Raw genomic sequence first — 12,079 nt, forward strand, 5'->3', positions numbered from 1 at the left:
ACGGTTCTGGTTTTTGTGTTTTTTTGTGGTGAAAAAATAGTAACAAAAATCAGGGCCGTTTTTTTGTTTTTATTGCAAATTTTGTGTGTTCTGGAATTCACTCAGGGTGAATTCCAGAACACATCGAAAAATCGGCGTTTGGCGCTTTATTGCACCCTCTTAACCCAGAAATTTTTGAAGGGTGAACTTCTCGACGAAGCCCAGATGCTCGCGGTTAAGGAAAATCAACCACTGGCGCCTTGAGCTAGTCAGTATAAGCCGCTTTATGGCGGCCCTAAACGAATCCATTGCCCGTATGGCCAACGCCGAAGATCAATGTACAGGCCGCTTCTGGGAGAGCCGCTTTAAATCACAGGCCTTACTTGACGAAAAAGCCCTAGCCGCTTGTATGGCCTATGTGGATTTAAACCCCATTAGAGCCAAAATGGCCAAAACTCCTGAAACCTCTGAGCACACATCAATAAAACGCCGTATTGAAAGCTTAAAAACACATACCCCACAACCGTTAAAGCTTGCCGAGTTTGTCGGCAATCCAAGAGAACCCATGCCCCAAGGCCTACCCTTTCACCTGCAGGACTATATCCAGCTTGTCGACATTACCGGCCGAGCCATTAGGGAAAACAAACGCGGCTTTATCGACAACAATCAACCGCCTATTCTAGAGCGGCTCAACATTTCTAGCCATGAATGGCGTGTACTCACCACCCAGTTTGAATCCAAATTCAAAAGTTTAGTGGGCTGCAAAGAAAAACTTATGCTTGCGGCAAATGCACTAGGGTTACAACGAAGGCCCGCTTACGCCAATTGCGAAGCAACATTACACTAAGAGCTCTACTCAACATTAAACCCCGCCCCACTTTCTCATTTAGAAAGCATTAACCTCGTTCGTGATTTGGTGATACCAAACATTTCGCGCCAAAACAAGATTCGCAGCCAGCCTAGAATAAAAAAACGAATTAACCGGAAATGCTCCTATTATTCTTCCCTTCTTAGAGTGGCTGTCCTATTTTTCATGGATTACACTATTTTTCATGGATTGAAACCAGCGCTAAGACGAAGTGAAAACTCCCCTACAAAAAGGGAGGCCCTTTTAGAGCCTCCCTTTTCAGCAGACAAAATGCTCCATTAACTTTAATCTTTAATTACAACTAGCAATTAATGCCCAAGAGGCATCACTTCCAGGTACAGAATTGGTGTACCAGTTAGCCTGATATAGATTACCGGTGTACACCATTTGGTCACCACCTTCAGCATGGTTGTAATCGCCACCAGACCAATCTTTGGCCGTCCAATTCGGGTACACATTTACACCGCTGCAATCGCCAGCAGACGATGAACTACTGGAACTAGAAGACGAGCTACTGGACGAGCTTGAAGAGCTGGACGAACTACTTGATGAGCTACTGGAGTTAGAAGATGCAGAGCCTCCGGATATTTTAAGGAAATCAATATTTCCTAACCCCAAGTTATTGGTGGCTTGTAATCGAAGCATCTGAGCTCCACCATTCAATTGCACCCGCACACTTTGTGTCTGCCAGGAAGCCCAACCGCCTGTACCTTCGAAATCTACACGCTGTGCAACCGTATCACCATTCGCTTTTACAGCACCGGTACGGTTTGTTGTAGAACCGTTGGCATAACGGAATTCAAGAGTATAAGTACCACTTACAGGCACCGATACAGACCAATCGACACCGTTACCGCTGCTGTTATCTGTATTTGCAAAACCACTACCTGTATAGCCACTGTTGTTTGAATCAACTGAACCGTCTACACCAACAAACCCCTGTTGGTTTTCTTGAATAGTCAGTGGATTTTTTCCATCGTAAACGGCTCCACCCGTACTACTAGATGAAGAGCTACTGGACGAGGAGCTACTGGACGAACTTGAACTACCGGTTTGAGTACCAACAAATGTCGCTACACTTTTTGGATCGATATACGCAGATGTTGAACCGCCATTAACCGAATAAGTACCACCAAAATCAACATTGAGTGATGATGAAGTCGTGTACTTTTTAAGCTCCGCGACTTGCAAGTTTCTAAAGTTTATATCCAGTGATTTATCGCTACTGGTTGTATTAACGGCTACCACAACAACTTTTCCATCTGGCCCCTTGTACGCCGTTACATACACACCTGAACTTGGCGATTCGGTTGCACCAATGCGCACATAACCAGGCCGCACATAACGCGCATACTGGGACATGATATAACCGCGCTGGCTAATTTTTCCGTCGTCAGTAATCAGGCCGTAACTACGACGTATATACCACCAGATATACGCGTTGTAATTGGCCACCATGCTCTTGTGCAATTCAACACCCACATCCAACGCCAATGGCCATTGGTTTGCTGAATTTTTACTGTCGGTGTAATGTTCGGTCATCCACAACTCTTTGCCTTTTTGCCGGCCCAGAGGGTAATCGGGAGGTGTACTTACACCATATAAATGCCCCCCAATAATATCCAAATGCTGAGCTGCACTGCTGTCATTTAGAATCGGATCAGCGTAGGATTTATTAAACCGTAAAGATTCTGGTGCAATAACTTTTAAAGATCCAAAACGGGAACCTTCACTTCTCAAGAATTTGGAAAAATCATTTCCAGACCACTCTGCAGATTCATAGTCTGGATGCCAATCGGGTTCGTTCTGTATAGAAATTGCGTAAAGGGATGCACCGCTGGATGACATATGATTCGCAAAATCCAATAAATGGGTTGCATAGTCATCGTAATATTCGGATTTTAATTTACCACCGGATACCAAGCTATTGTTGGTTTTCATATAAGCGGGAGGTGTCCAAGGGGTAGCAAATAAAATCGCGCCCTTTTGCTTAGCACGCTTTGCTGCGGGCACCTGGTTATCCCATCGTTGAGGCAAGGGCGATATACGCATGCGCATAATGCTTAAACCTACTTGATCGGTTCCCGTACCGAATGCTGTATCAATTTGACCGGCGGTAAGGTCTGGTATCCAGTCAACACCGTTATGCCCACCAAACCCTCGAATGGTTTGATGTTCAGTGTTGCCATTAACATCAACATCCGCTGCGATTGAACTCGAAGAAGCCACACATAGAAATGAGGCACACAGAACTGCTGTTTTATTGCGTAGAATAATGCTTTCTATTATTTTCATATCTTTTACTCTGTATTAATAGAGATGACTAAGATATCGAAATAGCGATTTTTTCTCCTTGATTAACACTGCACTTGCACAACACAGAACAAATAGACAATAGTGTATGGAGAATCATTACAAAAACATCGGCAATAATCAGCCAAATGGTTTTCGCCATTCCGAATTTGATTTGTGACTCATTAAACAACTGCTGAATCGACCCAATTATTATTATCTGATCGACAATACAAGATACTGCCTACAAATCGATGGCCAGCGAATTCATATTAGCGGGCGAACATTATTCAATCAACTCATTCGTACTCTACATTCGAAATAATCAATACAATCTCGCATATATCGACGAAATATAATCAATACTTATTCTAAAGAGATCTTTTTGTTTTTACGCATAAACTTAAATGTACATTTAAAAAAATAAACAAAAATCGTATACAGCTCTGGTCGAGACAACCCTGGCACTTATTACATTTACGATGCATCAAACCAAAAACTACTGTATGTCGGACAAGAAAAAGAGGGGGTTTTGAGTGCGTGTCCCTTTTACTCTATAACAATCTTCGAGTATTTACGGTTATCACCATAAAACTTTGATCTTTCGAATTTCCCCCAATGGATTTTCCACAAACTCTCTACCAGTGAGTGTCCCATCAATATTTTTATTGTTTCCGTATTGTGTAATACCTACTAGCGGGTGCCCCTAATGATTATCCTAATGATTTCTACAAATCCTCAACCGGTGAGCGCCCTTTCAATATTTTCCCACCAGATTAGGTTTGGTACATTCCAAACCCACTAAGTTACATGTTTTTCAAATAGAAAATAGCTTTACTCTCTGCTTGGTTCGTCCAGCCATCTTCCAGAATAAGCTCTAGCAGGTTTCTCAATGGTTTATGTGATTTCAGGCTTGTTTTTACCGTTATCGCGCGTGAAAACTGAACTAGCTGTATATAGCGTAAAGCAATATCATCCGCATCCGTTGTGTAGGCATAATCGAGTTCTTGAAAAACCGCATACACCTTGTCCATTTCGTAGCCAAAGGTTTGAAACAAGCCGTTTGCTATAGCCGATTCATCCGTAGAAAAAATAGATGTGTGAGGGTCCAAAAACCGTTTTACAAATGCTTTGTTAGAGCCAACAAACTCTATATACACCTCGTCGGCCAATATCGCACCTAGAACACCACCGACAATAACACCAATCGCTACTCCAACTGGCCCAGCCCAAATCCCCACTAATGCCCCGCTGGCTGCTCCACCGGCAAAACCACCGCCTACCCCAGCAGCTTCCCTACCTGCAGCGCGTGTTTTATCCTCTGCAGAGGCAATATTGTAAATGGCAATTCCAGCGCTCAATATCCATAACGCTCGACCTGCTTTACCCAACTTAGCCGCCCTCGCCGAAACTTTTGGGTTTGCACGACCAGAACTTTCAACGATGGCGATAAAAACAGTATCTTGTTCGCCTTTGGTTAAATCTTTAAATAGCTTGCCGTTGAATTTTTTAGCATATTTATTACAAAGAGCATCAAGGTCTAGGCCTTTTGCTTTCATAGCACGGGCTTTAGCTCTACCTATATCACTGCTTTTTGTTCTGGCCCACTCCATTATTTCATTACGCATTTGGTTAGCGGCTGCGGCGGCTTCTTTAGGGCTCAATTCGCCCTTATTCATTAGCTCAGTCAGGCTTTGCGCATAGGCCTTGGTTTTTTCCATATAAACAAGGCGCACGCGCGAATCTTTAATGAACCTAGCACCAAAATTAATGCTTTGGATTTCAAACTGGCTTACCGCTTCATTTGCAGCAATTCGGTTCTCTTCTTTAGTGCTCATACAATTCACTTAAACCTTTACAATTAATTGGCGTGACTTAAAAAAACCGCCCAAATACGATACGTTACTTACACCCTTAAACTGCCACCGATACTGCTTGCAAGCCATGAAACACAACCTCATGGGCTGCTTCGACCAAAATGTAAATGCGATTGAATTTTCACTAACATCTGTAACGCTAAAAATTCCAGGCATATAGGCGGCATACAGCTCTATTTTCTCTAGCTCAGAATAGCTGCTATCCAGCCGTAATATGGTCAGCGTTTCTTCATGTGGCGTATTTTCGGTAAGAAACAACACGTAGCTATTTTGAACTTTAAATGCTTTTTCAAGATCAAATCCATCGTCTAACGTATTTTTCAGCTTTTCAACAATAGTTTCATCTAACAAGGTGAACATAGTTTCCTTAACCTTAAATTTATTTTCATTGCGCAATCAACCATTCAAACCCAATGCTGTAAAAGATGGTAAACGCAAGCCTTTACGATTGGGCAAAAGGCAAGACTTGACCCCGGTGCCGTTACTCAGCCCTCTACTAAAATGTCAAATGCAAGGCCTGCCCTTCAGCCCTGCCCGACCCGAAGTATATTAATCAGTCAATACCAGCTTCGCACACTCTGCAACAAGCTTGTGAGACTCCCCTGTATATCCGCCACTAGTCAATACCACTGTAGGAGCCGCTATTTTTTTAAGCGCCTCAAGCACATACCGATCTCGCTCGACAACATGCTCAAAAGAAACATTTAGCGCCCCGAGAGGATCCCCAGCCAATATATCGCTACCCGCGTTGTAGAACACTAATTTTGCTGTGTTCAGCGTACGCAAAAACCGTGGCAATTCTTCTTTCAAAAATTCGAGATAGCTCTCTCCAGCCGTCCTGCTTTTTAGTGGCACCATAAAGGGAAATTTGTCAATGTCCCCTGTGTGCATGCCTGGGTATACTTGGAAATTGTACATATCAAAAATAGTAACGCTAGGATCATTTTTGAAGAACGATTCAAAACCGTTGCCTCTATGCGCATCTAAATCGATCATAGCAACAAGATCATCCTGCTGAAGCAAGCCATCTGCTTTCAATGTATTTATTGCGAGTGCTGCATCGGCGAAAAAACAGAAGCCTTCACCACGATCAGAAAAGGCATGGTGATAACCGCCACCTAGATTCATGACTGTAGTTTGGTTTTTAACGGCGTATTCAGCGGCTAGCCGTGTACCTTGTGTTGCCAGGCGGATCGGGTTTATTAAATTCCGGTTGAGCATACCCGCCGGAGCCAAGCGAAGTAAACCAAGCTCGATTACCTGCGCAATTGAAGATGATTTTTCCAGAGATACGAGGTAGTCAGGCGTGTGCACCAGCTCAAGCAGCTCATTGCTTGCCATATTTTTTGGAGAAATTTGGTATTTTTCCAAATCGTGAAAATTTGCCTTTAACCGTTTCCACGCTTTACTGAATTTTTTTGCGTCGAAGGGATGCAGCTTGCCTAGCCCCATTACGCTAAAATCGTAGCCGCTTGAGTAAACCAATCGGTTTTTCATGAAAAGCCTTTAGCCGCTTTAATTTGTAAAGCGTAGAGATGTACGTCGTTCGGCGTCCACATTTTAACCCAATGTCCGAGATAGCGCAGCTTCAGGAAGAATCGCGCCACAGGATCACCAATATGTTGGTTAATTCGAACGCAGGGTGTTTTCTTGTAGGGTATATTCGAGCCAAGCTCCAAAAAGGAGGCTACCACTGTTGAACAGTTACGTTTTTGCATATTATTATAGCGTTTTTCTTGCTCTTTAAACTCTCGCCATTGATTTTTAATCGCATCAAAATCTAGGCCGGTAATTTCTATTTTATAGTCTGCATCTTTACGTTCCAGGCGTCGGTCCACTCTATAGCTAGAGGCAAAGCTGGCTTTGTGTGTGGCACCTAGTTTGAAATCATTCAGGTTGCCCTTGCTAGGTGGGTTTTTAACACCGTTTTATAGTGCTGAATCTTCGCTGGTTGACCAATAGCTGATATAGTCTTCTTCTACCTGCATAGAAGCATGACCTGGGTTGGAATCGCTTGTTGCCCAAATATAGACAATGATTGTTCGTCTAACGCTATTCATGAATATGCTTCCTTATTCTATTTTCTCCAAAACTAAACATTCAGTAATCAAATATTTTCGTTACTCATATCAACTAGTGGTCTTACCTTTTTTGACAAATTAAAAACAAAAGAAAATCTATAAACCACGAGTCTAAATAAAGGTTATGCAGAGAACACTCTGGCTATCGTCGCCATAATGGTGTTATCGACCAAGCATTGTAATGTACTCACCGGTCAATTTTGAATCGCTATTACTTGTAACGCTGTACCAATCGATAAGCAGATGCCGTCTTATTTATCTCACTAACGAGCTCTTCCTATTCGGCAAAATAAAGTGGTATCAATACTCCCAGTCTTCATGGGCTAACGGTGCTCTGTTCAATAGTTTTTGCAATGCCTGCCAATTAGGCAGGTGTTTTTCCATTAACAGCTTAAAGCGCTCATTATGATTACGTTCATGCAAATGGATCAATTCGTGTACAACAATGTACTCCAAACACTCCAACGGTTTTTTGGCTAACTCCAAATTCAACCATATCCGGCGTTGTTCAATATTACAGCTACCCCATTTTGTGCGCATTTTTTTGATACCCCAATCAGCCACCCGCTTACCAACCTTGGGTTGCCACTTTTCTAGCAGGCTTGGAATAGCGGCTTTTAGCTGGCCTCGGTACCATTCGGTGATGAGCTTTTCTTTTGTGATCAAGCTAGCACCGGGCTTTACGAACAATTTAAGCTTACCGGATTTTAAATGTCGCACTTCGGGCTTACCTTCGCGCTCAATCACTTCCAAACGGGAACGCTTACCTAAATAATAATGGCACTCGCCAGAAATATATTTGCGCTCTGTTTGCCTGGGCTGGTCTATAAAATCTTGCTGCTGCTTTTTAATCCAACTTAATTTGGATACCACCGCCAAACGCACATTATCGTCAGTAATGTTTTCCGGTGCGGCCACGCGTACATGGCCATTGGGTGGGTACACCGCAAGATGAAGGTTTTTAATGCCTTTCCGTACAATCTGAACATCAATACCGCTAACGGTAATCGTGTGCTTTGGCGCAACCATTAATCGTATTCCGACTGATTTTTTATGAGATCCATTAAGGGATCAATTTCAACACTGTAACCGGCCGCCTGTTCTTCAACAGCATATTTAACATTACGGGTTTTGATAGGGTTAGACTTCCAGCCGTCTTTTTTTGTAGCGTGAACAGCGGTATCTATTTTTGTGACTAGGATTTCATCTTGGCCATAGTTGTCGTACAGGGACTGCTTGCCCCGCGTATCGATAGATCGCGGGTAATTAACCGAGCCTTCCGGCTGGCGTACACTTTGAGCTAGCGCTTTTACCTTTTGCAGATACTCCTCATAACTGATGGCATCTTCCCTGCGTTGCGCGATTAATGCATCCAGCAATTCAGACATCTTTTCGTAGTATTTAGGGTTAATCGGCTGACCGTCGATAATGACTTTACGCACATTATTTTCAATGGTTTCGGCCATGGCCTCGGGCACTTTTTTACTGCCTGGCTTAGTGGGGTTTTGTTTGGCTTTTTCGACAATTAGCTCTATAAGGCCCAATTGCTCAAAATCGATCACTACTTCGCTGTCGTCGGCTTTAACGTAGGTGTCTAACAGGCGGCGCATGGCGGGTTCGTATTGTTTCATATCAACTTCGTCTTGCGAGGCAATTTTGATTTCTTGTCGCATATGAGCAAAGTGCTCTACTTCGGCTTTTATGTCTTTCGCTTGTTTGGCACTGTAACCCGCTGCTTCCATTTCGTTGGCCATGTTGGAATACGCACGTACTAAGGCCGCAACGTTTTTGTACAGAGATACACGCTTGGCTTCGTTTAACCGCAAGTCTTCGCTGTTGGCCACATCGCCACAAAAGTATCGAAGGTAATCAATGAGAGTTTTGGGGTGCAGTACAGGCTCACATAAGGCCTTGATGGCCTCTCGCGCCTCTTCTAGCTTCTCTTTACTCTTATCCAAGCGGTTGGTGAGTAAGCCTGCTACGTCTTCTTTATCGTAGTCGTCAAAAGCGCCGCTGGTGTAGTCACCAATGGAGGTTTCCAAGCTGTGAAATAAATCTTTGTAATCGATAATATAACCGTATTCTTTATCGTCACCATCCAAACGGTTCACGCGGCAAATTGCCTGAAACAAACCGTGATCTTGCATTTTTTTGTCGATGTATAAATAAGTTGCCGAGGGCGCATCAAAACCGGTAAGCAGCTTATCCACCACAATTAACAAGCGCATTTGCCCCGGCTCTTTTTTAAATTGGGCTTTTACTTTTTTCTCAAACTCTTCAGCTTTATTAATGGCTTCTTCTTTGGGTACTTCAAAGTAGTCGGCCAGCATTTGCTGGTATATTTCGTATTGGTGCAGTTTTTCGGTTGCACCTGCGCCGGTCTCTTCGCCTTTAATATCATTGGGTGACGGCAGGTAACTGGTCACAATGGCGCACTTGCCTTTTAATTCTGTTTTGCTAAACAGCTCATACACCTTACACGCCTGATAAATACTGGCGCATACCAACATGGCGTTACCGCGCCCATCGGCTAGGCGGGGTTTAATTTTCATGTCCTTCCAAATATCGTTCACAATCATTTCTAAACGATCTTGGCTAGACAGCACTTTTTGCATGGTGCCCCAGCGCTGCTTTAATTGCACCTTGGCCATATCCGTTAAGCCACGGGTGTTAACCTCAAACCAATCATCGACCTTTTCGGGTGAGCGAATGTATTGGTCAATATCGCGGGCTTCGTACTGTAAATCCAACACTACGCCATCGGCCACGGCTTCATCAAATTTGTAGGTGTGAATAAACGAGCCAAACACTTCAATGCTTTTTTGCTTGTCTTTTTTAAGTAAAGGCGTACCGGTAAAACCCACAAATATAGCTTCCGGTAACAGTGCGGTCATAGCTTTGTGTAATTTACCGGATTGGGTACGATGACATTCATCCACAAACACGAATAGATTGCCCTTGGCGCTAAAATCTTTGGGTAGGCTTTTGGTGAGCGCCGCAAGGTAATCATCCGTTGCTTTATCGTCTTCGTCATCTTTATGCTTATCTTTGGTTTTGCGCCCAAATTTATGCACTAGGGAACACATCAACCATGGCTCGGCTTGGTTTAGCTCGGCAATCAAACCCGCACCATTTTTTGAGCGGCTAATCTCTTCATCTACACCGGCAAACACGCCTTCAATTTGCTCGTCTAACTCGGTGCGGTCAGTAATTACTAAAACTCGCGGATTATCAATATGTTCTCGAATCCATTTAGCCAGCCACACCATGGTTAAGCTTTTACCCGAACCTTGGGTATGCCAAATAATGCCGCCCTCACCGCCTTGCACCCGCGTTTGCGAGGCTTTTACTCCAAAGTATTGATTGTGCCGACAGGTCTTTTTAACGCCCACATCAAACACAATAAAGTTATGAATAATCTCTAAGAAGCGTTCTTTTTGGCAAAGGTTAATAATATCGAAATCGAGAACATCTAGATTCGAAGAATCATCGGCGGCATTTACAGTGTGTACCGATAAATGCTTAAGGCTGCGATCATCCACATCCGGGTTATAGTGTGGGTTCTCTTCCTTCCAGCTGTAAAAATGTTTTTCGGGTGTTTCGATGGTGCCGTAACGTAAACCTTCGGTATCGTTACCCGCCATAACCAATTGCATAGTGCTAAAAAAATCGCGAATAAAAGTCTTTTTTTGGTTATCTAAATTTTGGCGGATGCCTTCGGTAACAGAAACGGAAGAACGCTTAAGTTCAATCACACCCAAAGCAATACCATTAACATAAATAACAATATCGGGGCGTTTGGTGTTTTTACCTTTAACCGTTACCTCTTCAACAATGGCGAACTCGTTGTTATGGGGATTATTCCAATCGATTAGCCATATAGTTTTGGTGTTTTCGCCCTGCCCTTGGCGAACCTTTACCCCGTAACGCAATAAGCTGTAAACCTCTTGATTGGCATGGTAGAGCTTTTTACCATCGCCCATGGTCGCCGCTTGTTTGAATTGACGAATGGCATTAGTGATTAGAGCCTCATCCACGCCCTGCATTGCCAGCCATGGGCGCAAATAGCTTTCTTCGACATTGGTACTATTCGCGCGATCTTGCCAATCACCGTAATAGTGGTAATCCAATTGCTTTTGGAAAAGCTGCACTACCCGGTTTTGGGTAACGCGTTCTCGTTGGCCAACTTTACTCATGGGCTAGTCCGTAAATGTCGCGCAGGGTTTGTAAAACCTCTGCGAGTGAGCGGTTGCGAATATCAAAGTCCCGCAGGTTTATCTTGTCTTCATTCTCAAGCGAAGCTAAAAAATGATTTAAATCTATTTTGATAACGTCGGGTATAGCAACTGTTTGTAACGGTGATAGTAAATTGAATAGCCGCAATACATCGTTGCGGTGTTTTTTTATATCTCTGGAATCAACCTGTTCGCCCTTGGCTTTTCGCGCGCTAAGGTCGAGACAGGCTTTGGCTTTAAACGGCAAAATATACTCCGGGCCAAGAACCGGAATTCCCTCTATGACGGTACGACCTTGTGCAATGCATTGGTAATAGTCATCGTCCAACAAAATGGCCGATAAGCTATCGGCCTGCCCATCCATGGGAATGGGGGTTAATGTGGCGGGTGGCTGCAAATTTACGGCATCCGGAGCACGCGAAAAAAATTCAAGCATAAACGGATAGTTTTTATTCGCAGGTTTAGCAAAACGATAAAACTGTTCACGCCGTTGCGGGTCTTTTTTTTGCTTGCCCATCTCTTGTTCAAGATAGCCACCGGCCGCGATAAATTCCCACAGTGTATTCACAAATTCTGGCGTAATGGCTTCAATGCACAACACGATATCCAAATCTTTGGTGGCTCGAAACGCTAACCCGACGTCGTTCATGGCTAAATGACAGGCCACACCGCCAATCAAGGTGTATTGATCGCTATAGTCTGCAAAGGTGTTTTTAAATAATTCTAATCCTTGAATGGCCATCTTGC

10 protein-coding genes are annotated in these 12,079 nt (G+C 43.6%); 1 reads left to right on the forward strand and 9 read right to left on the reverse strand.

Annotation, left to right across the window (positions count from 1 at the left end):
• Positions 1-265: 265 nt before the first annotated feature.
• A complete protein-coding gene (locus H5336_RS20565; RefSeq protein WP_185236335.1) occupies positions 266-826 on the forward strand; it encodes a hypothetical protein in 561 nt (186 codons plus the stop codon).
• 312 nt (positions 827-1,138) lie between these two features.
• Here H5336_RS20565 and H5336_RS20570 read toward each other — a convergent pair whose 3' ends face one another.
• The 9 genes from H5336_RS20570 to H5336_RS20605 all read right to left on the reverse strand — a co-directional run bounded on the left by H5336_RS20570 (position 1,139) and on the right by H5336_RS20605 (position 12,074).
• Positions 1,139-3,142 (reverse strand): cellulose-binding domain-containing protein, encoded by a 2,004-nt coding sequence (locus H5336_RS20570; protein ID WP_185236336.1) that lies wholly within the window; start codon positions 3,140-3,142, stop codon positions 1,139-1,141.
• Positions 3,143-3,945: 803 nt separating this feature from the next.
• Complete coding sequence (locus tag H5336_RS20575) at positions 3,946-4,977, reverse strand: hypothetical protein (protein WP_185236337.1); 1,032 nt, start codon at positions 4,975-4,977, stop codon at positions 3,946-3,948.
• Positions 4,978-4,986: 9 nt separating this feature from the next.
• Positions 4,987-5,376 carry a hypothetical protein gene (locus H5336_RS20580; protein WP_185236338.1) on the reverse strand — a complete coding sequence of 130 codons (390 nt, stop codon included), beginning with the start codon at positions 5,374-5,376 and terminating at the stop codon, positions 4,987-4,989.
• Positions 5,377-5,565: 189 nt separating this feature from the next.
• Positions 5,566-6,513, reverse strand: a complete 948-nt coding sequence (locus tag H5336_RS20585; RefSeq protein ID WP_185236339.1) for a histone deacetylase family protein — start codon at positions 6,511-6,513, stop codon at positions 5,566-5,568.
• The gene (locus tag H5336_RS20590) at positions 6,510-6,854 is read right to left on the reverse strand and encodes a hypothetical protein (protein ID WP_185236340.1); all 345 of its coding nucleotides are present in this window, start codon (positions 6,852-6,854) and stop codon (positions 6,510-6,512) included. The genes H5336_RS20585 and H5336_RS20590 overlap by 4 nt, the downstream gene beginning before the upstream one ends.
• A 90-nt stretch (positions 6,855-6,944) precedes the next feature.
• Positions 6,945-7,076, reverse strand: coding sequence for a hypothetical protein (locus tag H5336_RS23510; RefSeq protein ID WP_281385717.1), 132 nt, complete (start codon positions 7,074-7,076; stop codon positions 6,945-6,947).
• 321 nt (positions 7,077-7,397) lie between these two features.
• Positions 7,398-8,126, reverse strand: coding sequence for a M48 family metallopeptidase (locus H5336_RS20595; RefSeq protein ID WP_185236341.1), 729 nt, complete (start codon positions 8,124-8,126; stop codon positions 7,398-7,400).
• Entirely contained in the window at positions 8,126-11,293 is a 3,168-nt protein-coding gene (locus H5336_RS20600) for a type I restriction endonuclease subunit R (protein ID WP_185236342.1), read from the reverse strand. The genes H5336_RS20595 and H5336_RS20600 overlap by 1 nt, the downstream gene beginning before the upstream one ends.
• The gene (locus H5336_RS20605; protein ID WP_185236343.1) at positions 11,286-12,074 is read right to left on the reverse strand and encodes a hypothetical protein; all 789 of its coding nucleotides are present in this window, start codon (positions 12,072-12,074) and stop codon (positions 11,286-11,288) included. The genes H5336_RS20600 and H5336_RS20605 overlap by 8 nt, the downstream gene beginning before the upstream one ends.
• Between the last annotated feature and the right edge of the window lie 5 nt (positions 12,075-12,079).

Source organism: Teredinibacter franksiae (genome assembly GCF_014218805.1).
In the GTDB taxonomy this organism is placed as follows: domain Bacteria; phylum Pseudomonadota; class Gammaproteobacteria; order Pseudomonadales; family Cellvibrionaceae; genus Teredinibacter; species Teredinibacter franksiae.